At 64.5% G+C, this 21855-nt stretch carries 21 protein-coding genes; 10 read left to right on the top strand and 11 right to left on the bottom strand.

The genetic code is table 11. The features are described from left to right. Window positions 1–128: 128 nt before the first annotated feature. The 4 genes from gcvT (at window position 129) to gcvPB (ending at window position 4606) form a co-directional block, all read left to right on the top strand. Window positions 129–1211, top strand: coding sequence for a glycine cleavage system aminomethyltransferase GcvT (gene gcvT / locus ACQRA4_RS02150; RefSeq protein ID WP_427821437.1), 1083 nt, complete (start codon window positions 129–131; stop codon window positions 1209–1211). 55 nt (window positions 1212–1266) lie between these two features. After that, window positions 1267–1653, top strand: a complete 387-nt coding sequence (gene gcvH / locus ACQRA4_RS02145; protein ID WP_427821436.1) for a glycine cleavage system protein GcvH — start codon at window positions 1267–1269, stop codon at window positions 1651–1653. Window positions 1654–1829: 176 nt separating this feature from the next. After that, window positions 1830–3161: an aminomethyl-transferring glycine dehydrogenase subunit GcvPA gene (gcvPA, locus tag ACQRA4_RS02140; protein WP_427821435.1), complete on the top strand. Its 1332-nt coding sequence runs from the start codon at window positions 1830–1832 to the stop codon at window positions 3159–3161. Continuing rightward, window positions 3158–4606 carry an aminomethyl-transferring glycine dehydrogenase subunit GcvPB gene (gene gcvPB / locus ACQRA4_RS02135; RefSeq protein WP_427821434.1) on the top strand — a complete coding sequence of 483 codons (1449 nt, stop codon included), beginning with the start codon at window positions 3158–3160 and terminating at the stop codon, window positions 4604–4606. The genes gcvPA and gcvPB overlap by 4 nt, the downstream gene beginning before the upstream one ends. 58 nt (window positions 4607–4664) lie before the next feature. On the opposite strand, the gene mnmA is transcribed toward gcvPB, so the two are convergent. Further along, on the bottom strand, window positions 4665–5780 hold the full coding sequence (mnmA, locus tag ACQRA4_RS02130; protein ID WP_427821433.1) for a tRNA 2-thiouridine(34) synthase MnmA: 1116 nt from the start codon (window positions 5778–5780) through the stop codon (window positions 4665–4667). A 12-nt stretch (window positions 5781–5792) separates the two neighbouring features. Next, window positions 5793–6542, bottom strand: coding sequence for an amino acid ABC transporter ATP-binding protein (locus ACQRA4_RS02125; RefSeq protein WP_427821432.1), 750 nt, complete (start codon window positions 6540–6542; stop codon window positions 5793–5795). Window positions 6543–6873: 331 nt separating this feature from the next. Here ACQRA4_RS02125 and ACQRA4_RS02120 point away from each other — a divergent pair, with 331 nt between their 5' ends. Continuing rightward, the gene (locus tag ACQRA4_RS02120) at window positions 6874–7221 is read left to right on the top strand and encodes a hypothetical protein (protein WP_427821431.1); all 348 of its coding nucleotides are present in this window, start codon (window positions 6874–6876) and stop codon (window positions 7219–7221) included. A gap of 375 nt (window positions 7222–7596) precedes the next feature. Here ACQRA4_RS02120 and ACQRA4_RS02115 read toward each other — a convergent pair whose 3' ends face one another. From ACQRA4_RS02115 to ACQRA4_RS02105, 3 genes are all read right to left on the bottom strand, one after another. Beyond that, on the bottom strand, window positions 7597–8400 hold the full coding sequence (locus ACQRA4_RS02115; RefSeq protein WP_427821430.1) for an amino acid ABC transporter permease: 804 nt from the start codon (window positions 8398–8400) through the stop codon (window positions 7597–7599). Between the two features lie 105 nt (window positions 8401–8505). After that, window positions 8506–9249, bottom strand: coding sequence for a basic amino acid ABC transporter substrate-binding protein (locus ACQRA4_RS02110; RefSeq protein WP_427821429.1), 744 nt, complete (start codon window positions 9247–9249; stop codon window positions 8506–8508). A 119-nt stretch (window positions 9250–9368) separates the two neighbouring features. Further along, window positions 9369–10025, bottom strand: coding sequence for an NYN domain-containing protein (locus tag ACQRA4_RS02105; protein ID WP_427821428.1), 657 nt, complete (start codon window positions 10023–10025; stop codon window positions 9369–9371). Window positions 10026–10200: 175 nt separating this feature from the next. On the opposite strand from ACQRA4_RS02105, the gene ACQRA4_RS02100 reads away from it, so the two are divergent. Next, window positions 10201–11631: an O-antigen ligase family protein gene (locus tag ACQRA4_RS02100; RefSeq protein WP_427821427.1), complete on the top strand. Its 1431-nt coding sequence runs from the start codon at window positions 10201–10203 to the stop codon at window positions 11629–11631. A gap of 121 nt (window positions 11632–11752) precedes the next feature. Here the strand turns inward: ACQRA4_RS02100 and ACQRA4_RS02095 are convergent, their stop codons facing one another. The 4 genes from ACQRA4_RS02095 to ACQRA4_RS02080 form a co-directional block, all read right to left on the bottom strand. Continuing rightward, on the bottom strand, window positions 11753–12547 hold the full coding sequence (locus tag ACQRA4_RS02095; protein WP_427821426.1) for an FAD-dependent thymidylate synthase: 795 nt from the start codon (window positions 12545–12547) through the stop codon (window positions 11753–11755). Window positions 12548–12657: 110 nt separating this feature from the next. Then, entirely contained in the window at window positions 12658–13263 is a 606-nt protein-coding gene (locus ACQRA4_RS02090) for an indolepyruvate oxidoreductase subunit beta (protein WP_427821425.1), read from the bottom strand. Window positions 13264–13274: 11 nt separating this feature from the next. After that, complete coding sequence (gene iorA, locus ACQRA4_RS02085; protein ID WP_427821424.1) at window positions 13275–15125, bottom strand: indolepyruvate ferredoxin oxidoreductase subunit alpha; 1851 nt, start codon at window positions 15123–15125, stop codon at window positions 13275–13277. Window positions 15126–15253: 128 nt separating this feature from the next. Then, entirely contained in the window at window positions 15254–15967 is a 714-nt protein-coding gene (locus ACQRA4_RS02080; RefSeq protein ID WP_427821423.1) for a tetratricopeptide repeat protein, read from the bottom strand. A gap of 161 nt (window positions 15968–16128) precedes the next feature. Here ACQRA4_RS02080 and ACQRA4_RS02075 point away from each other — a divergent pair, with 161 nt between their 5' ends. From ACQRA4_RS02075 to trpB, 4 genes are all read left to right on the top strand, one after another. Continuing rightward, entirely contained in the window at window positions 16129–17391 is a 1263-nt protein-coding gene (locus ACQRA4_RS02075) for a glutamate-5-semialdehyde dehydrogenase (RefSeq protein WP_427821422.1), read from the top strand. Continuing rightward, on the top strand, window positions 17392–18093 hold the full coding sequence (nadD, locus tag ACQRA4_RS02070; RefSeq protein ID WP_427821421.1) for a nicotinate (nicotinamide) nucleotide adenylyltransferase: 702 nt from the start codon (window positions 17392–17394) through the stop codon (window positions 18091–18093). 4 nt (window positions 18094–18097) lie between these two features. Next, window positions 18098–18916 carry a tetratricopeptide repeat protein gene (locus tag ACQRA4_RS02065; RefSeq protein ID WP_427821420.1) on the top strand — a complete coding sequence of 273 codons (819 nt, stop codon included), beginning with the start codon at window positions 18098–18100 and terminating at the stop codon, window positions 18914–18916. A gap of 78 nt (window positions 18917–18994) precedes the next feature. Further along, window positions 18995–20206, top strand: a complete 1212-nt coding sequence (gene trpB, locus ACQRA4_RS02060) for a tryptophan synthase subunit beta (protein ID WP_427821419.1) — start codon at window positions 18995–18997, stop codon at window positions 20204–20206. A 149-nt stretch (window positions 20207–20355) separates the two neighbouring features. Here the strand turns inward: trpB and pdxT are convergent, their stop codons facing one another. Then, window positions 20356–20934: a pyridoxal 5'-phosphate synthase glutaminase subunit PdxT gene (pdxT, locus tag ACQRA4_RS02055; RefSeq protein ID WP_427821418.1), complete on the bottom strand. Its 579-nt coding sequence runs from the start codon at window positions 20932–20934 to the stop codon at window positions 20356–20358. 1 nt (window position 20935) lies between these two features. Then, entirely contained in the window at window positions 20936–21817 is an 882-nt protein-coding gene (pdxS, locus tag ACQRA4_RS02050; RefSeq protein ID WP_427821417.1) for a pyridoxal 5'-phosphate synthase lyase subunit PdxS, read from the bottom strand. Between the last annotated feature and the right edge of the window lie 38 nt (window positions 21818–21855).

The raw sequence follows: 21855 nt of genomic DNA, 5'->3' as shown, positions 1-21855 counted from the left end.
GCATTGGCAAAGGCCGGCTTCTTGTGCCCCCTTGCCGGACATGCTACTGTGCGTGCGCCCATTGGCTGCCGCGACGGGCCGCGTCCGCTTCGGCCGCCTTCAAGATGATCTACAGTAAAGGAGAATCCATGTCGGAACTGCGTACGCCGCTCACCGCCTGGCATGAGGCGCACGGGGCCAAAATGGCTCCCTTCGCCGGCTGGCTCATGCCCATCCAGTATGAAGGCATTTTGGTCGAGCACCAGCACACCCGTCAGCATGCCGGTCTTTTCGACATCTGTCATATGGGCGAATTCCGCATTGAAGGTTCGGGCGCTGACGCCGCCCTGTCCCGCGCGGCGAGCCACAATCTGGCCACCCTCGCGCCGGGCAGATGCCGCTACGGCTTTTTGCTCAACGCCGAAGGCGGCGTGCTGGATGACTGCATCATCTACCGCTTTGCCCCGGACGCCTTCATGATTGTCGTCAACGCGGCCTGCGCCGCCGGGGACTTTGCCGCCCTGCGCGAGCGCCTGCCCCAGGACGTGAGCCTTGCCGACCTTTCCGCCGCCACGGCCAAGATTGACCTGCAGGGGCCGGAATCCGTGGATGTGCTGGAAGCCCTGCTCAAAGAGGATTTTCACGACCTGCCCTATTTCGGCTTCAGGGAGACGGCCTTTGACGGCGCCTCCCTGCTGGTCAGCCGCACGGGCTATACCGGCGAACTGGGCTTTGAACTGTACCTGCCCTGGGACAGGGCCGAAACCTTCTGGACGGCCCTGCTCAAGGATGAACGGGTCAAGCCCGTGGGCCTGGGCGCGCGCGATACCCTGCGCCTGGAGGCCGGACTGCCCCTGTACGGGCATGATCTGGATGACAGACACTCCCCGGCTGAGGCGGGCATGGGCCGCATGCTGACCAGCGCGGCGGACTATGTGGGCAAAGAGGGGGCGCAGCGCGTGCGCGAAGCGCTGGTTCCCCTGCGCATTGAAGGCCGCCGCGCCGCGCGGCACGGCGATGTTCTGGCCCTGCCCGGCGGGCCTGAGGTGGGCCGGGTGACCAGCGGCTCCTTCGCGCCTTCGCTGGGCTGCGTCATCGCCCTTGCCTGGGTGGACGCGGCGCAGGCCGCGCATGAGAATTTTGTGGTGCGCACGGCCCGTGGCGAACTGGCGGCCCGCCGCGTGGAGCTGCCCTTCTACAAGGACGGCACGGCCCGCAAAAAATTGCGGTAACACGCGGGCTTTCTGGTTCAAAAACAACCATATTTTCAGATAAAGGGGAAACACCATGTCCAACGCTCCTGCCGATCTTCTCTACAGCAAAAGTCATGAATGGGCCCGCCTGGAAGGCGATCAGGCCGTCATCGGCATCACCGCCTTCGCCCAGGAATCCCTCGGCGACATCACCTATGTGGAACTGCCCCAGACCGGCGACGCCCTGGCCGCTGACAAGGAATTCGGCTCCGTGGAGTCGGTCAAGGCCGCCAGCGACCTGATTTCGCCGGTGAACGGCGAAGTGCTGGAGATCAATGCCGCCCTGGAGGACGCTCCGGAAAAATGCAACAGCGACCCCTATGGCGAAGGCTGGCTGGTGCGCGTCAAGCTGTCCGGCAAACCGGAAGGGCTGATGGACGCGGCGGCCTATGAGGCGTTCTGCGCCACTGAAGCCCACTAGCGCATTCTCATTCTGCGCGCGGCGGGCAAATTCCGCCCTGTCCGTCCTGCGCGGCAAGGACGCCGCCCCGGCTCTTTGCCGCGCGCCGGGCGCTCCGGCGGGCGTCTTTGTTTTCTTTTCAGAGAGGCGGCCTTTGGACGGATTGCCGCAAGCGCGCTCAAAGTCGAGGAGTACTTATGCCCTACATTCCCCACACGCCGGACGAGCTTCAGGAAATGCTCTCCGTGGTCGGCGTGCGCACGCTGGATGACCTTTTTGCCGACATTCCGCCGGCCATGCGGCCCCAAAGCTTCAATCTGCCCAAGGGACAGGGCGAAGCCTCGGTCTGCGCCTATTTTGAGGAGCTGGCCGCCAAAAACCGCCCGGATATGATCTCTTTTCTGGGCGCGGGCTACTACGCCCACCAGATTCCCAAGGCCGTGGACGCCCTGGCCGGGCGCAGCGAATTTTACACGGCCTACACGCCCTATCAGGCCGAGTGCTCTCAGGGCACCCTGCAGGCCATTTTTGAATTTCAGACCGCCGTCAGCCGCCTGCTGGACATGGACTGCGCCAACGCCTCGGTTTACGACGGCGGCACGGCCCTGTTTGAGGCGGCCATGATGGCCGTGCGCGCCACCCGGCGGCGCGTGCTGGTGGTGGACGAGGCCGTGAACCCCATCTGGCGGGTCATGCTGGCCACCTACATGTCCAGCCTGGAGCTGGAGCTGAAAACCGTGCGCCAGCATGACGGCGTGAGCGATCTGGCCGGGCTGGCCGCCGCCGTGGACGACAACTGCGCGGCGGTTCTGGTGCAGAACCCCAACTTTTTCGGCGCGGTGGCGGACTATACGGAGCTTTTCGCCGCCGCCCGCGCGCGCAAGGCATTTGGCGTCATCTCCGTATACCCGGTCATGCAGGCCGTGCTCAAAACTCCCGGCGAGATGGGGGCCGACGTGGCCGTGGCCGAGGCCCAGAGCCTGGGGCAGCCGCTTTCTTTCGGCGGCCCCTATCTGGGCGTCATGGCCTGCCGCAAAGAGCATATCCGCCAGTTCCCCGGCCGCATCGCGGGCCGCGCCACTGATCTGGACGGCAAGACCGGCTATGTGCTGACCCTTCAGGCCCGTGAGCAGCACATCCGCCGCGCCAAGGCCACTTCCAATATCTGTTCCAATCAGGCTCTTTGCGCCCTGCGCGCCCTGATTCACATGAGCCTGCTGGGGCCGGCCGGCCTGACCCGCCTGGCGGAAAACAACATGGCGCTGGCCCGCTATGCGGTGGAGCGCCTTACGGCCCTCAAGGGCGTTGAGCTGCTCAATGACGCGCCCTTCGGCAATGAGGTGGCCCTGCGCCTGCCCATACCCGCCGAAGCCCTGGTGGATACGCTCACCAGCCACGGCTGTGTGCCGGGCTATCCCGTGGGCCGCTATTATCCCGGCATGGAAAATGTGCTGCTGCTGGCCTGCACCGAGCTCAACAGCCGCCGCCAGATCGGCTTTCTGGCCGAAACCGTGGGAGGTCTGCTGTGAAAACCATCTTCGCCAAATCCGTACCCGGCCGTTGCGCCTGGGAGATAGAGTCCGACGCGCCCAGGGCCGCGCAAATGCTGCCCGCCGATCTGCTGCGCAAGGCCCCGCCGCGCCTGCCCGAATGCTCGGAACTGGACGTGGTGCGTCACTTCACCGGCCTTTCCAGGCTCAACTACAGTGTGGACGCCAATTTTTATCCCCTTGGCTCCTGCACCATGAAGTACAATCCCAAGTTTACCGAACATGTGGCCGCGCTGCCCGGCTTCAGCCGGCTGCACCCCATGCTGGCCCAGCTTTCGCGCGGGGCGGCCTGCGCGCAGGGCGCGCTGCAGTGCCTCTATGAGGCTGAACGCTGGCTGTGCGAGCTTACGGGCATGAAGGCGTTCACCTTCCAGCCCATGGCCGGGGCCAACGGCGAATTTACGGGCGTCAAGCTCATTGCGGCCTACCACAAGTCCAGGGGGCGCAAACGCAAAAAGATGCTCATTCCAGACGCGGCGCACGGCACCAACCCCGCCTCTGCCGCCCTGGCCGGTTTTGAAACCGTGAACATCGAATCCCGTGACGGCATGGTGAACCCGGAAGCCCTGATGGCGGCCATGGCCGAGCACCGTGATGATGTGGCCGGCCTGATGATGACCTGCCCCAACACGCTGGGCCTCATGGAGGCGCATCTGCCGCGCATTGTGGAAGAACTGCGCAAGGTGGACGCGCTGCTTTACTACGACGGCGCCAACATGAACGCCATTATGGGCAAAATGCGCGTGGGCGATGTGGGCTTTGACGTGGTGCACCTCAACGTGCACAAGACGCTGGGCACCCCGCACGGCGGCGGCGGCCCCGGCGCGGGGCCGGTGGGCGTGGGCGAGCGTCTGCTGCCCTTCCTGCCCGCGCCGCGCGTGGCCCTGCGCGAAGACGGCAGCTACCGTCTTGATTACAATCTGCCGCAGTCCATCGGCTACATGGGGCCCTTTTACGGCAGCTTCGGGGTTGTGATCAAGGCCCTGGCCTACATGCTGCGCCTGGGCGGCGAAGGGCTGACCCGCGCTTCGGAATATGCGGCGCTCAATGCCAATTATCTCAAAAAACGCCTGGAAGACGTGCTGGACGTGCCCTTTGCCGACCGTTTCTGCGCCCATGAGTTTGTGGCCTCGGCGCCCGAAGGCATGCGCGCTCTGGATATCGCCAAGGCCCTGCTGGATCGCGGCTTCCACGCGCCGACCATCTATTTTCCGCTGATCGTCAGGGAATGCCTGATGGCCGAACCCACGGAAACCGAAAGCAAGGAAACCCTGGACGCCTATGTGGACGCCCTGCATGAAATAATCGCTCAGGGCAAGGCCGATCCGCAACGTCTGGCGGACGCGCCCGTCAGCCTGCCGGTGCGCCGTATGGATGAAACCGCGGCCGCGCGCCAGATGACGCTTACCGAAGATATGGCATAATCCGGCCCGCGCTGCCGTTCTGATGCAAAAGGCCGGGGCGCCGCCCCCGGCCTGTTTCTTACTCCAGCCGCTCCACAATGCCGCCGGCCAGCACATTGTCGTCAGCGTCATAAAGAGCCGCCACCTGCCCCGGCGCGCTGGGGAACTGCGGCTCGTCCAGAACAATGCGCAGGCGGCCCCCCTCCAGACGGGCGCGGGCGGGGACGGCTCGCTGACGGTGGCGCAGGCGCGCCCAAAGGCGTTCGGGCCAGTGCCGTGGCGGCACAAGAATATTGGCCTCGCCGGCAACGCAGGCCGTCATGCCCAGCAGGGCGCGCGGCCCCACAATCAGGGCGTTGGCGGCCCTGTCTTTGCGCAGGACGTACAGCGGTTCACCGTGGGCGATGCCCAGGCCCCTGCGCTGTCCCTCGGTATAGCGCCAAAGCCCCTGATGCCGCCCGATTTCACGCGGCCCACCCGTTTCCTCATCCGGCCCTTGCGCCAGCAGCACCGGCCCTTCGCCCGGCGCTTCCATGCCACAGGCGCGCCATTGCGCCGCCAGAAAGGGCTGGTAGGCGGCCTCAGCGCCCGGCACAAAGCAGATGTCCTGGCTTTCGCGGGGCAGCGGCACGCGCAGACCCGCCTCGGTCACCAGGGCCACGCTTCGGGCCTTGTTTTGATCCGCCAGGGGAAAAAGGGCGTATCGCAGGCGCGCGGCGGGCACCAGACTGAGAAAATAGCTCTGATCCTTGGCGCTGTCGCGCGCGGCGGCCAGGAGCGGCGGCGCGGCCGCATCCCCCCGGCGGGGCGGCAGGCGGGCATAATGGCCGGTGGCCAGTCTGTCCGCGCCCAGAGCCAGGGCCGCGTCCAGCAGTGCCCCGAACTTCACGGCCCGATTGCAGAGCGCGCAGGGATTGGGCGTGCGCCCCTCGGCATAGGCGCGGGCAAAGGGCTCCATAACCTCACGCTGAAAGGCGGAGCGCAGATCCACCGTATGCAGGGGAATGCCCATGGCGCGGCAGGCAACCTTCAGCCCCGGCAGGGGGTCGGCGGCCCCGCCGGGAAACGGGGCGGATCGCTCAGGCAGAAAAAGGCCGTGCAGGGCCAGAAGTTCATAACCGGCCCGGCGCAACAGCAGCAGGGCGCAAAGGCTGTCCACGCCGCCGCTGACGGCAACGGCCACCCTGGGCTTCATGGGCTGTGCCGCTTACAGAATCTGGTTCAGGAACTGCCGCAAACGCGGGTGGCGCGGCGCCGTGAACAGCGTCTCGGGCGCGCCCGCCTCCACAATCTGCCCCTGATCCATGAAAATCAGACGGTCGGCCACGGTGCGGGCAAAACCCATTTCATGGGTGACGCAGATCATGGTCATGCCTTCCTCGGCCAGATTGACCATGACATCCAGCACTTCGCCCACCATTTCCGGGTCCAGAGCCGAAGTGGGTTCGTCAAAGAGCATGATGGCCGGCTGCATGGCCAGCGCCCTGGCAATGGCCACGCGCTGTTGCTGACCGCCGGAAAGCATGGCCGGGTAAACATTGGCCTTGTCGCTGATGCCCACCTTCTTGAGCAGGCCCAGCGCGCGCTCTTCGGCTTCTTCACGCGAAAGGCCGTGCAGCTTGACGGGGGCCAGGGTCAGGTTTTGCAGCACGGTCTTGTGCGGGAAAAGATTGAACTGCTGAAAGACCATGCCCAGATTGCGCCGGATGAGATTGATGTCGTTCTCGCGGCTCATGATGTCCTGCCCTTCCACTATGATTTCGCCCTTGTCGATCTCTTCCAGGCGATTGATGGAACGCAGCAGGGTGGACTTGCCAGAACCGGAAGGGCCGATGATCACCACCCTCTCGCCGGAGGCAACTTCCAGGCTTACATCCTGCAGAGCGGGCAAGTGGCCGAAATACTTCCAGACATGACTGATGGTGATGATGGGATCGTGTTTGTTGCTTTCCGTCATAGTGGTTCAGCCTGGGTTCTGAATGGAGATTCCACCCGGTTGAGATATGATATCTTGAAAATCAAATAGTTACATGCAGAACTCAGATTGTGGCGATCTGCGCTGGCGGTATGGCCTTCTTCAATGATGGCATGACCGCAGGCATTGGCATATGGGAATGTCGGTGTTTCGTCAAGAAACTGGCCCCCAAAAAGCCTCTCCCTTGTGACTGCCGGAGTACAGCCGCTCCATTGACAAGTGCATTTTTTCGCCATAGGCTTCATCCAAAGACAAAAAAGAGTGCAAGGCCATGAACGTCACTCAGCGGATTTGCTTTTTCTGCGGAATATGCGTGGGGATCATCACGATCTTCCTGCTGACCTGCGGGCGAAGCACGCCGGCCCGGTCTCTGGAATTTGTGAATTTCAAGCCGTTCATGGCCTCCAGCGCCCTGCCCGCGCTTCCCACCCTTTCCACATCCTTCCGAAAGCAGGGGAGCAAGCAGCGTCACCGCTTTCTGGAAAGCTCAGCTCACGGGGCATCCGGCACGGCTTTTGTCTCCGGCGTCATCCCCGCCATTCTGCACCCTCTCTGTTTCAGTCGGCTCCCTTTTTTCCGTGACAAGGGGCATATCCCCGGCCTTCATGAAATCCGGGGCATGCTGCCTTTTTCTCTTGCTCCTCCCGTTTGCATTTCCTGAACTTCTTTTCTCCGCAAGTTACGTTGTCTCCGTACACTTTTCCGGCACGGGCATAATCGTGCCAGGTCTATTTGTACGGCGCAAAACATCCACTTCAGGAATGCAAGGAGCATACTATGAGTCTCGATATGAAGGTTCTTCTCATCTGCGCCGGCTTTTTTCTCTTCTCTGTTGTTCTTGGTCTGATCGGCAAGAAGATGAACGACTAGACCTATGACCTTTCTCCGCGCGGGCGGCTGTCCGGGAGGGCGGTGCGCCTGCTTATGTCATGAAAAATCCCCGGCATATCACATGTCGGGGATTTTTCATGACCGTGGGTCTTGTAAAGCCCGGCGGGCAAAAGCGGCTCAGCTCTGCATTCGCAAGCAGGCGTGTTTACTTGCCGTCATAGTAGTTCAGCCGGGATTCCATGATGCTCACGCATTTGGAAAGCACCAGGGTGATGATCAGGTAAATCAGGGCGATGACCGTGTATGTCTCAAAATACAGATATGTGGTGCCCACAAAGCTGCGGGCGCGCTGCATGATGTCGGGCACGGCCATGATGGAGACCAGGGAGGTGTCCTTGAGCATGGCGATGCATTCATTGCCCACAGGCGGCAGAATGGTTCGCCAGGCCTGGGGCAGCACCACATAAAACATGGTCTGGAAGCGGTTGAGGCCCAGAGAGCGCGCGGCCTCGGTCTGTCCCTTGGAAATGGCCATGATGCCCGCGCGGAACACCTCGCCCATGTATGCGCCGTAACAGACGCTGATGGCAATGACCGCCGAGGTGATGCCGCTGACCTGAAAGAAACGGGACAGGGCATAGTAAATGTAAAACAGCTGAACCAGCAGCGGGATGCCGCGAATGACCTCCACATAGGTGGAGGCCATCAGATTGATGACGCGGTTGCGCGAAATGCGGCCCAGACCGGTCAGCAGGCCCAGCGGCACGGCGCAGCAGATGGACATGACCGTGATTTTGAATGTAATCAGCACGCCGTCCGGCAGATAGAGCAGGATGCGCAGATAGGGCTCCGGCCAGAGCAGGCAGAGCGCGAAGAGGGCGCACACCGCGCCCACCAGGGCAATGGACCAGGCGTTGATCAGCCGCCATTCACGGGGATCCGGAATGGAGGCCCCGTCCGTGACCATGACGATATTGCCCTTGCTGTGAGTGTCATTGGGTTCAGGCATGCGCGCCGCCGCCTTTGCATTTATGGTGGACGCGGGCGGGGGCGAAGCCGCCCGCCCGCGCGTCGCAACAGAAGCAGATTTGCCCGCTGGCGTAAAAACGTCCCGCTACTTGTTCGGGCCCATCCACTTTTCGATCAACTGGGCTTCCAAGCCGGATTCCTTGACCTGCCTGATGCCCTTGTTCAGCTTGTCCACCAGATCCTGGCGGCCCTTGCGCACGGTGAAGCCGTAGTACTCTTTGTCGTCGGTTTTGAAAGAGAGGTTCAGCTTGCCGGCGTAGTCGGCCTTTTTGTTCACATAGAACATGGCCACGGGGCTGTCGCAGATCACGGCGTCAAGACGACCGCCCACCATATCCTGAATGGCCAGACCCACGTCGTCGTATTCCTTGAGGTCCGCGCCCACATCGGCCTTGCGCATCACGAAGATGCCGGTGGTGCCGATCTGCCCGCCGACCTTTTTGCCCTTGAGCTCGGCCAGGCTCTTGATGCTTGTGCCCGCGGGCAGCACCACGGCCTGCACCACTTCATAGTAGGGTTCGGAGAAGTCAAACTGCTTCTGACGTTCGGGGGTGATGGTGGTGGAAGAAGCCACGATGTCGTACTTGCCCGTGGCCACGCCGCCAAAAATGCCGTCCCAGGCGATGTTGCGAACGTCCACCTCAAAACCGGCGGCCTTGGCCACCGCGCGGATGTAATCCGTGGAATAGCCTTCCGGCTGTTTCTGGGCGTTGAGCATTTCCATGGGCGGCCAGGTGCAGTCGCTGGCCACGGTATACTTTTCCGCCGCCAGGGCCTGGCCGCAGAAAAGCGTCAGCATGAGCAGGGCAAGGGTAACTCCGCGAAACATAGGGCCTCCTTAAGATTGCAAAAATCAAGAGGACGCGCCGGGCGCGCCGGGACAATCCGCCGGCCACGGGCCGGAACCTGCCCATCTTTAGCCGTGGGCGCGGCTGCCGTCAAGGGCGCTCAACGATTGCCGGAGGGGCCGTCCTCCTCATCCTCCTCATCATCGCGGCGCGCGCCCAGGAACAGACGCGGTTCACGCCCGCCGGCGGGCATGTCATTGTTGTCGTCGTCGCGCTCGTCCTTAAGGGCCTGCTGCAGAAACCAGTCTTCACGAATGCGCCAGGAGGCCGCGGCGGTATAGGCGGGCGAGGAATAGCCCACCGAAAGCACCAGGGTGCGGCGGGCGTGCTCCTGCAGGCGGATCAGCAGAGGCGTGAAGTCCGCGTCGCCGGAGAGGATGATGAATTCGTCAAAGTGGGTGGAGTGGGAAAGGTCGTCCATGCAGTCCATGACCAGATGGATGTCTGTGCTGGTTTTGCCGCGCGAGGTCAGCGGCGGGCAGTCCACCACCTGAAAGGCGCTGCGGATGAACGAATTGCGAAACTCCTGATAGCGTTGCGGGTTCAGGTAACAGGTGCGCTTGAGAATGCGGCGGCGCACCCCCTCGCCATACAGAATGCGCAGGGCGTGATTTTCAATCCAGCGCACCCAGCGGTAGGGCGTCAGACCGAATGCCTTGGCGGCTTCCGGGTCCGCCTCCAGAAAACGGGTATAGATATTGTCAAAGTCCACATACAACGCGCTGAAAACTTCATCAAAACCGGTAAATCGTGCCATACGCTCCTCAAGGTAAGTCATAATGTGAATAGTGCGAAACGCGATATGATAGTGCCTTAACCCCGGCAATACAAGCCCGCTTCTCTTGAATTTGCCCGCCCGGACGGATATGCTGGAAAAACGGCGGCGCAACGGCGCAGGGGCTGGCGCGCCCGCGCGCGGCGGGAGGGTATTGATGCAGAAAATTTTTGACGCCCCGATTCGCTGGGCCGTATCCGCCCTGGCCCCCTGGCGCGCCCTGCGCCGGGAACAGCCGGGCGAATTCTGGTTTGCCTGCCTGTTCTGGTCGTTCTGGCTCTCGCTGGCCTCTTTTCCCATCGGCTATGGCATGCGTGAGGTCATGCCGGTTCTCAGCTTTGTTTTTTTGCTGCTCTATTACCGCCGCCAATGGCATGACAGCGTGCTGCGACGCCTCGGCGCGCGCTGGCTGTTTTATTGCCTCTGGCTGATGATCGGCATCGGCGTCTGCTTTTCCACTGATCCCGCTGCGTCCCTGCTGCACGCGGGCACGGGCGTCAACAAGGCGTTCATTCTGCCTTTCATCGCCATGGAATGCGCGCGCGACGCCAGAGACCTGCGCCGCCTGGTCTGGGCCTGCGCGCTGGCCTGTTTCTGGCAGGGGCTGGATGGCGTCTGGCAGGCGGCCACGGGCCGCGATTTCATCATGGGCTACACCTGCAACGCCGGTCGCCTGACCGGCAGTCTGGGCGACTACACGGTGGGCAATTACATTGCCTTGGCCCTGATTCCCGCCTTCGGCCTCTGGTTCGTCCTGCGCCGGTCTCTGGATGCCGTGAGTTCCGCGTTTCTGTGCCTGGCCGTCTTCTGGCCGGCTTTTTTCCTCTTGCAGGGGGCGGCCAGCCGCAGCGGCGTGCTGGCCATGGTCGCCGCGCCCGCCTTCTGGGCCCTGCTGCGCCGGCGGTGGAGGCTTCTGCTCTGGCCGCTGCCGGCCCTGGGGCTGTTTATTCTCTGTCTGGGGCAACGCCTGAAGCCGGAATATGTGATTGACGACGGTCGCTGGAGCCTCTGGCATCTGGGCTGGCGCGTTTTTCTGGAGCATCCCTGGTTCGGGGCCGGGGCCGGGCAGTACAACGCGGCCTTTCGCGCGCTGGGGCTTGTGCCGGTGCGGGATGAAATATCCATCAGCCATCCGCACAATCTTTATCTGGACATACTCTATGCCCACGGTCTGGTGGGCTTTTGCCTGGGCATGATTTTTCTGCTGGGCTTTCTCTGGTGGGGCTACAGGCGCATCCGGCCGCGCCTGGACGAAGAGTGCGCGGAAGAGAGCGCGGTTCCCTACTGGCGGCTGACGGCCTGGTTCTGGATCGGATTCGCGGGCTGGCTCGTCAACGGCATCTTTGGGCATGACTTTTACCGCATCTGGTGGCTGGCCCTGGCCATGAGCCATCTGGGCGTGATGATCGGCGCGGTGGTCAACGGCGCGGCTCAGCGTTCGCCCGACGGAAGAAGAGCGGGCCCGAAGCTGCCCTCATGTCTGCCGCCTGAAACCGGGGAGAAACAAGACGCCTCCGGGCCTGACGCCGCCGGCCGGGGCAAGGCGCGTACGGCCCAGCCCTGCGGCGGCCCCGTTGCGGCGCGGTGAACCAAGAGCGCCCTGGCTGGCGTCTAGAAGAATTTTTAACGCGCTTTTTCGCTCACCCACGGCGGCCACGCCGCCGCAAAACCCTTGCGGATTTTGTAGCGTCCGCTTTTGCAAGCAGACGCTAGCCCCGCTCAAAGTCATCCCCGCGCGGCGGGCGGCTTCCGCGTTCCCGCAGCACGGCCAGCGCCTCGTCCTTGGTGATGATCCGGCCTTTGCAGCGCGCGTTCTGCAAGGCGTTTTCCGGGCAGTACCCCAGTTGCACGCAGTTGGGCCCCGCGCCTTCAAACAGGTCTGGCGCTGCCTGCCGGCAGAGGCGCAGCATCTTCCATGCCAGATCGCGGATTTCATGCTGGGCGTTGCGGCAACAGCGAATGGCAAACCAGTCCAGCAGGGCGTGGGCGTTCATGCCGATAATGCCCTTGAACTCCGTGGCCTGGGGCTTCAGATAGCGCAGATTTTCCTCCGGCAGGCCGGCTTCCAGCCCGGCCGCGTACCACTGGCGGGTCAGGTCGGCCAGATCCCGACCGCTGAGGGTGGCCGCGCCGCCGTCGGGCAGCGTCACAGGCACGGAAAATTCCGCCACCTCGCGCGGATAGACAACGGAAAAACGCCGCTTGCCGTTCAGCTCCGCCCGGCCGGACTTGATCAGGTAGGAGGCCAGACGCTTGCGCACCAGCTGGGTTTCGGTCACGCGCGAGTAGCCTTCCACGCCGAAAAGAAAAAAATCGAACTCCAGGGCGGCGCGATGGCCGCTGGAGAGAATATTTTTTACAATCTGGCGGGAATAGGGCGAAGCCGCGATGTCCTCCAGTTCGCGTTCGCTGCGCACGAAACGCGCCGCCAGATCCGTGTATATCCTGCCGCCGCCCGCGAGCAGCAGCACTTTCCCGTTGCCGGTATATTTTTCTTCAAGCATGGCCGCTTCCGTGTTGTGGGTAGGCCCGCGGGCGGCGGGGAAAACAGCTTTTTGCAGAGCCAAAGCGCAAAGGCTTGCCCGCATGTCAGCGGACAGCGCTTGCGCTGGCGTCAGTTCAGGACGTTTCTGCCTAGCTCCAAAGCCTTGAGGTTGGATTCCTGCAACTTGGCGGGCAGATATGTTTTGATGGCCGCTTCCAGGGCGTCCACGCCGAAAGGCAGCACGCCCGAAGCGCAGACGGCGCTCAGCAGCGCGGTATTGCCGCTCTGGGCCGAACCGGCCTGAAGCCCCAGCTCCCGACAGGGGATGAAGCGGCACTGCCCGGCCACCAGCCGCGTCTGTTCCTCAATGTGGGCCATATCCGGGTAAGCGGCCTGTCCCAGCGAGACGCTCACCGGCGGCAGGGGATCGCTGCTGGAGAACACCGCGCCGCCGGGCCGCAGATAGGGCAGGCCGCGCAGGGTTTCCAGAGGCTCGAAGCCCAGCAGCACGTCAGCTTCGCCGAAATCCAGCTTGGGCGAACGCCAGCCGCCCAGCAGCAGCACAGACTCCACCACGCCGCCGCGCTGGGCCATGCCATGCACTTCCCCCGCCACCACCTCCAGACCGGCCTGAAGGGCCGTGCGCGCCAGCAGGGTGGTGGCGGTCAGGGTTCCCTGCCCGCCCACGCCGGTGAAATAAATCCGCAGCCGTTTTTGCTTGTCGTTTGCTTTCATGCTTTCACCACTCAGCGCTTTTTGGCCTTGAAGGCCGTGGGGGCTATCTGCAGGCAGACCATACAGCCGGAACACAGGGTTTCATCCACGGCCAGGTTGTCGCCCTGACGGTAAAAAGCCGGACAGGCCAGCTGCTCCAGACAGCGCAGGGCTTCCGCGCCCTGTTGCGCCACTTGCGCCGTCCGCGGCTGGGCCTTCCTGAGGCGGCGGCGGGCATAGAGCACGCACGGCTCTTCGGCGATGAGCACCCGCACGCCGGGCTTGTCTTTCATTTCTTCCAGGGCCTTGGTCACGGCTTTGAGATTGAAGGCCCGCACCCTGGCGCACTGGGTCACGCCCAGGCCGCGCACCACGGTTTCCATGTCCATATGCGCGCTCATGTCGCCCAGCATCTGCTGCGCCATGCCGGGATTGGGCTGATGCCCGGTCATGGCCGTGGTGCCGTTGTCCAGAATCACCAGCAACAGATTGTGCTGATTGAAGACCGCGTTGGCCAGACCGGTCATGCCGGAATGAAAGAAGGTGGAGTCGCCGATAAAACCCACCACCGGCTTGCCCGAGGCGCGCGCGAAACCGCTGCCCGCCGAAACGGACGAGCCCATGCAGACCAGAAAATCCGCGGTGCGCAGGGGCGGCAGCAGCCCCAGCGTATAGCAGCCGATGTCGCTGGAATAAATGGCGTCATCCCCGAAAACCTGGCGCACGGCATAATAAACGGCGCGGTGCGAGCAGCCGGGGCACAGATTCGGCGGGCGGCCCGGCAGATCCGTTTCCACGGGCCGGGCGGGCTTGGCCGGGCAGGGACAATCCAGCCAGGCGGCCAGGCGGCGCAGCGCCAGCGTGGTGGAGTACTCGCCCAGACCGGTGAGCGTCGCGTCCTTGCCCTCAATGCGCACGTTCAGGCCGCGCCCCTGGGCCAGGGCCCGCACGCCCTGCTCCAGCAGGTCAGCGCCCTCCTCCAGCACCAGCGCGCGGTCGCATTTCTGAAGAAACGCGCCGATCAGGTCACTGGGCAGCGGCCAGGTCATGCCCAGTTCCAGCACGCGTACGCGGTCCTCCCAGCCGCCGCTGGCCAGGGCGTCGGCCAGATAGTTGCGGGCCACGCCGCTGGCGATGACGCCCAGGCGGGTCTGGCCGCCGGGCTCTTTCTCCGTATTGAAGCGACTGCCCTCGGCGATCTGGCGGGCCTTTTCCATGGCGGCGTCCAGAACCGCGTGCCGGCGAAGGGCCACGGCGGGCACCGGCACGAAGCGGGCGGGGTCGCGCCTGAACTCCACCCTGGGCTGGGGCGCGGGCAGATCGTCAAAATCCACCGGGCCGCGCATGTGGCTCACGCGGGTGGTGGTGCGCAGCATGACCGGCTGTTGCAGTTCACGGGCCAGGCGAAAGGCCTCGCGGGTCATTTCCTTGGCCTCCTGCGCCGAAACGGGTTCGAAACAGGGCAGGGAGGCGAAACGGGCGTAATGGCGGTTATCCTGCTCATTCTGGCTGGAATGGCAGCCGGGGTCGTCGGCGGTCAGCACCACCAGGCCGCCGGGCAGGCCGATGTACGCCGCCGTGAACAGCGGGTCGGCAGCCACGTTGAGGCCCACATGCTTCATGGCCACCAGGCTCATGGCTCCGCCCAGGGCTCCGCCGGCGGCCACTTCCATAGCCACTTTCTCGTTGATGGAGTATTCCAGCCGGTAACGCCCCTCCCCGCCCAGGCGAAGGAAGGTGTCAGCCACTTCCGAAGACGGCGTGCCCGGATAGCAGGTGACCATGTGCACGCCCGCTTCCAGAGCGCCGCGCACGATGGCTTCATTGCCCAATAACAGATGGCGCTCCCCGCGAGCGCCGCGCAACAGCGGATCGTTGCTCATGCTTCCTCCAGCCCCTGCGCGCATGGCGCGGGCCACATATGGATAAACCGGGCCGGACGTTTTTTTGCCCCGGCTGACGCCGGACACATCCGGCCTGACAGAAGGTCGCCGCGTTTCGCGCCGCAACGCTACCTGGCGTCGGTTTGCGGCGCGTTGCCCTCCTCAGCGCCGGCGGCGGGCGCCAGAGCTTCGGCCCTGACGCGGTAATACTCTCCGTCAAGGCCTTTCACCTCCCGCGACAGCGCCTGATAGGTTCTGGCCGCCAGCTCTTTCTGGTTCGCCCTGGCGGCGGCTTCGGCCAGCATCTGGCGGAACTGGACGGAGCGCCCCTCAGCCGGCAGGCGCGAATCAAGGCTTTGCAAAAGGGTCAGGGCCTCGGCGTTTTTGCCCGCCCTGAGCAGACTTCCGGCTTCGCCCAGGGCGGCGGCCAGCCCCAGCGCGCCGTCGGCGTCCAGCCTGGCGGCCTTGGCGTAAGCGTCGGCGGCGGCGGCGGCGTCGCCGCTTTCCAGAGCGCTCTGGGCCAGCGTCAACAGTACCGAAAGACGCATGTCGGACGGCGCGCTGTCGGCCAGCGCGGCCAGCGCCTTGACGCGCTCCGCCCCCTGCGCGCCCATGCTGATGCGCGCCAGTTCCCGCCGGGCGTCCTCGTTTTTGCCGTTGCTGTACCAGCGCCAGAGGCCCGTGCCGGCCAGAAGAACAAGAAAGAGAAGCGCCACGCCGGCAATAAGGCCCGCATGGCGCAGCATGAACTGAAGAAGGGGGGCGCTTTCAGCGGCAACCTCGGCCTGAAGGTCACGAAGCAGAGGCGAGGCTTCCCCGCCTTGATTCTTTTGCGGATTCATGTATCAAAACTCCTTGGGGAGACGGCGATGCCCGAAGCCCGAGGCCTGAAGCCGCGGCGCGGTTCAGGCTGATTCCTGACGGAACTATGTACATAGGCCAAAGCCCGTCCTTCTGTCAAAATAAATATCTCCGCCGTTTGCGGCGGCGCAAAGGAGCAGCCATGACGACCCTAGCGGAAGAAATGGAGCGCCTGGCGGCGCAGGCGCGCGACGCGTCGCGCGTCATGAGCCGGGCCGCCGCCGAGGCCAAAACGCGCGCCCTGACCGGCCTGGCCGACCTGTTGTCCGCGCGCGAAGAGGAGGTTCTGACCGCCAACCGCAAAGACCTGGACGCGGCCCGCGCCGCCGGGCTGGACGCGCCGCGCCTGGACCGTCTGACCCTGACCCCGGCCATCATGGCCGAGATGCGGGCCGCCTGTCTGCATGTGGCCCGGCTGCCCGACCCCGTGGGCGCCACGGAAAGCCAGTGGCAGCGGCCCAACGGCCTGCTGGTGGGGCGTATGCGCGTGCCCCTGGGCGTCATTGCCATGATTTACGAGGCCAGGCCCAATGTGACCATTGACGCGGCCATCCTCTGCATCAAGGCGGGCAACGCGGTGATACTGCGCGGCGGCAGCGAGGCCCTGCATTCCAACATGGCTCTGGCCGGCCTGCTGCAACAGGCTCTGGCCGACGCGGGTCTGCCGCCCCGGGCCGCGCAACTGGCGGGCGTCGCGGATCACGCGGCGGTAACCGCGCTGTGCAGGCTGAACCAGTATATTGACGTGATCATCCCGCGCGGCGGCGAAGGTCTGGTGCGCGCCGTCACCGAAGCGGCCACCATGCCGGTGCTCAAGCACTTCAAGGGCGTCTGCCATGCCTTCATTGACGCGGGGGCGGATCTGGAGCAGGCCCTGGAAATCGTTTTCAACGCCAAGGTTCAGCGGCCCGGCGTGTGCAACGCCCTGGAATGCCTGCTGGTGCACCGGGACGCGGCGGCGCGCTTTTTGCCGCTGGCGGCGGCAAAACTGGGTGAAGCCGGGGTGGAATTTCGGGCCTGTCCGGCCTCTCTGCCACTGCTCGGCCCCACGGCCGTGCCCCAGCGTCCCGAAGACCTGGGGCGGGAATTTCATGCGCTGATTCTGGCCGTGCGCGTGGTGGACAATCTGGACGCCGCTCTGGACCACATCGCCCGCTACGGCTCCAACCACACCGAGATCATCTGCACCCGCGACCACGATCACGCCATGCGCTTCCTGCGTGAGGCCGACGCCTCCATGGTGGCGGTCAACGCCTCCAGCCGCTTCAACGATGGCGGTCAGCTGGGCCTGGGAGCGGAAATCGGCATCTCCACTTCCAAGCTGCACGCATACGGCCCCATGGGCGTGCAAGAGCTGACCACCACCAAGTTTGTGGTGCTGGGTCAGGGGCAGGTGCGGCGATAGATGGGCGCGCGCGGCGGCCGGCGGCCGGGCCGGGCCATCCTGGGCGGCAGTTTCAACCCGCCGCATGTGGGGCATCTGCGCCTGGCCGTGGAAGCGCGCGAAGCCCTGGGCCCTCTGGTTCAGGGTGTGGATCTGGTGCCCTGCGCCCGCCCCCCGCACAAAAAAAACGACAATCTTTTGCCGTTTGAACTGCGCGCCGCCATGCTGGAAGCGGCCCTGGCCCCTCTGCCCTGGCTGCGCTGCAACCGTCTGGAAGCCCTGCGGGACGGCCCCTCCTACACCTGGGACACGCTGCGGGCCTACCACACGGCGGAGCCGGACACGGAACTGTATTTTCTGCTGGGCAGCCCGGATTTCGCGCTGCTGCCCACCTGGCGACGCGGCCTGGAACTGCCCCGGCTTTGCCATTTTGTGGTGGTTCCGCGCGGCGGCCTCAGCCCGGGGGGCTTCGCCGACATGACCCGCGCCCTCTGGCCCACGGCCCGCGCGCGCCCGTCCGCCCTGCCCGGCGGCGTCTGCATGGCCCTGCCCGGCGGCGGGCTGGCGCATTTTCTGCCGCTGCCCTGGCTGGACGTCAGCGCCTCGCGCATCCGCGAGCGCTGGCTGGCCGGGCGCAGCGTGAATTATCTGATGCCCGAAGCCGCCCTGAACCTGCTGCGCGCGCACCGGCGGGACATCGCGGCGTACTGGCGGGAGGCTTGAAAACATGCTTAGCAACCCACCCAAGGAATTGCGTGAAAACATCGCCCGCGCCAACGGCTATCTGCGACGCGGCGAGGTGGACCGGGGCCTGGCCTGCATGAGCGCGGCCCTGCGCCAGTATGCGGGCCTGCGCCTGATGCGCTCTGCCAGAGCGGTGGTGGACATTCAAATCAACGAATTTCTGGGCGCCCTGATACACCATCAGAAAATGCAACCGCTGCTTGATCCGGGCCACAACGGCAAACCGCGCCCCATCCCCTACCAGCAGGGCAAAGAAAGCGCCCTGGCCACGGTGCTGGACGGTCTGGCCAAAATATTGCGGGACGAGGCGGAAGATTCCATCCGGCGGGAGGCCGAGGCGCGCCTGGAACGCAAAAAAAATCTGATCCAGACCGGCGTGCAGCTGATGCACGAGGGCCAGACAGCCAGGGGGCGCGCCTTTCTGAAGCGCGTGGCCGAGGAGTTTGGCGACGAGGCGGGCATTCACCTCCAGCTGGCGCAGCTTTTTGTCGCCGCCGGGCAGTATATGGAAGCCGCCGACATGTATGAACAGGCCATGGAGGCCCAGCCCCGCGAACCTGCGGCCTACACCGGCGCCGTGGCGGCCTGGGAGAAACTGCACGAATATGAAAAGGCCGAAGAAGTCTACAAGGCCATTCTGCGCGCCTTCGGCGGGCCCCCCTCCACTCTGGGCAAAATGGCAAAAATGTATCTGGATTGGCGTCGCCGCCCCCAGGCTGAGGATACGGCCCTGCGCGCCCTCCAGTCCGACCCGGGGCAGGCCGACGCCCTGGCGGTCATGGCGGCGCTGCATAAAAACTGAGCGCGCTGATCCCGCTCTTGACATCCTCTTTGCAAAAAAGACAAAATGAAAAATTATGTGGCTGAGAAGGAGAAGAGCATGAGCCAACACGACACCCTGGGCGGCAAACCCGACAGCCGGGGCTTTTTTGGCGCGTATGGCGGCCAGTATGTGCCGGAGTCGGTCAAGGCCCGCCTGGACGAATTGTCCGGCGCTTTTGACGCGGCCCTGAACGACGAATCTTTCCGGCGCGAGCTGGAATACCTTTTTGTGCACTATACGGGGCGTCCGAGCCCGGTGTTCCACTGCGCCAATCTCAGCCGCATGCTGGGCGGCGCGCAGATATGGCTCAAACGTGAAGACCTGAACCATCTGGGCGCGCACAAGATCAACAACACGCTGGGCCAGTGCCTGCTGGCCAAACGCATGGGCAAAAAGCGGGTCATCGCCGAAACCGGGGCGGGCCAGCACGGCGTGGCCACGGCGGCCGGCGCGGCGCTCATGGGGCTGGAATGCGCCATCTGCATGGGCGAGGTGGATATTGAGCGCCAGCACCTGAATGTGGTTCGCATGGAAATGCTGGGCGCGCGCGTGCTGCCGGCCACAAGCGGCCAGCGCACGCTCAAGGAGGCCGTGGACGAGGCCCTGGCCCTGTGGATCAATGACCCCGAGATGTTTTATGTGCTGGGCTCGGCGGTGGGGCCGCACCCGTACCCCTATATGGTGCGCCACTTTCAGGCCGTCATCGGCCGCGAGGCCCGCGCCCAGATGCTTGAAGAGCTGGGCCGCCTGCCCGATGTCTGCCTGGCCTGCGTGGGCGGCGGCTCCAACGCCATCGGCCTGTTTGCCGGCTTTCTGGCTGACAGTGAGGTGCGCCTCATGGGTGTGGAGCCCGGCGGGCGCGGCACGGCCTACGGCCAGCATGCGGCCTCGCTCTGCCTGGGCGAACCGGGAGTGCTGCACGGCTTCAATTCCTACATGATCAAAAATGCCGAGGGCGGGGCGGGCGAGGTTTATTCCATTTCCGCCGGGCTGGATTACCCCTCGGTGGGCCCGGAGCATGCCCAGCTCAAAGACATGGGCCGGGCGGAATACGTCAGCGTGACGGATCAGGAAGCTCTGGACGCCTTTTTCTCCCTGTCCCGGCATGAGGGCGTCATTCCGGCGCTGGAATCCTCGCACGCGCTGGCCCAGGCCATCAAGATGGCCCCCGCCATGTCTCCCGACAAGGTGCTGCTGGTCAATCTTTCGGGCCGGGGCGACAAGGACGTGACCCAAGTGGCGTCGCTGGTGCGCTCGGCGCGCCGGTAAGCGGCGCAAACGCCGCAAAGCGGGCTTTGTCATCAGAACAGGAAAAGCCGGGCGTCCGAATGCGGGTTCGGGCGCCCGGCTTTTCCGCGTATGCGGAACGCCCCCGCGCTTGCGGCGCGAGGGCGTTTTTCATTCAGGGAAAAGGCGGTTCAGTTTGCGCACATTTCAAGAAAGTAGCGGTGCAGCCGGGTATCGGGCGTCAGTTCGGGGTGAAAGGATGTGGCCAGCACATTGTCCTGGCGCACGGCCACGGCCCGCCCCCTGACCTCGGCCAGCACACGCACGCCCGGCCCCACGCCGGTCAGCACGGGCGCGCGGATGAACACCGCCGGAAACGGCGGCATGCCCAGCTCGGGCAGGTTCAGCTCGGTTTCAAAGCTGTCCGCCTGGCGGCCAAAGGCATTGCGCCGCACAACGGCATCCAGCACGCCCAGGCGGGGCTGGGGCGAATTTTCTATCTCGCGGCAAAGCAGAATCAGCCCCGCGCAGCTGCCGTAGACCGGCATGCCGTCTTCAATGCGCCGCCGCAGGGGCTCAAGCATGCCCAGCTCCACCAGCAGTTTGCCCATGGTGGTGCTTTCACCGCCGGGAATGATCATGGCGTCGATGCCGTCCATATGTCCAAGCTGGCGCACTTCGCGGGTCTCGGCTCCCAGGCGGGTCACCGAGGCCGCGTGCTCGCGAAAGGCCCCTTGCAGCGCCAGAACGCCCACGCAGGGTCTGACCATCTTACCAGCCCCGTTCCTGCATGCGCTCGGCGCTCGGAATGGAGGAAATCTCGATGCCCACCATGGCTTCGCCCAAGTCACGGGAGATTTCGGCCAGCATGGCGTAATCCCTGTAATTGGTCACGGCCTGCACAATGGCCCTGGCGCGCTTGGCAGGATCGCCGGACTTGAAGATGCCCGACCCCACAAACACGCCGTCGCAGCCCAGATGCATCATCAGCGCGGCGTCAGCCGGGGTGGCGATGCCGCCGGCGGCAAAGTTGACCACGGGCAGGCGGCCTCCCTTGCGCACGGCCAGGCAAACTTCCAAGGGCGCGCCGCATTCCTTGGCGAAATTGGGCACTTCGGCGTCAGGCAGGGCGCAGAGCATGCGTATTTCGTCCATAACCTGACGGCAGTGGCGCACGGCTTCCACCACGTTGCCGGTACCCGGCTCGCCCTTGGTGCGAATCATGGCCGCGCCTTCGGCAATGCGGCGCAGGGCTTCGCCCAGATTGCGGCAACCGCAGACAAAGGGCACGGTAAAGTCTCGCTTGTCGATGTGGTAACGGTCATCAGCGGGAGTCAGCACTTCACTTTCATCAATGTAGTCCACGCCCAGAGCTTCCAGAATGCGCGCTTCCACAAAGTGCCCGATGCGCGCCTTGGCCATGACCGGAATGCTGACCGCCTCCATGATTTTTTTGACGATGGTGGGGTCGGCCATACGGGCCACGCCGCCGGCGGCGCGGATGTCGGCGGGCACGCGTTCCAGGGCCATGACGGCGCAGGCGCCCGCCTCTTCAGCGATTTTCGCCTGTTCGGGGGTGGTGACGTCCATGATCACGCCGCCCTTGAGCATTTCGGCAAGGCCGGTCTTGAGGCGGATTGTGCCCTGTTCCATAGCTGTACTCCTTCATATGCCGGGGAAGCCCCGGCGGA

Source organism: Desulfovibrio sp. SGI.169, from assembly GCF_050313595.1.
Lineage (GTDB): Bacteria > Desulfobacterota > Desulfovibrionia > Desulfovibrionales > Desulfovibrionaceae > Desulfovibrio.
This window is presented reverse-complemented; position numbering and strand designations above follow the sequence as displayed.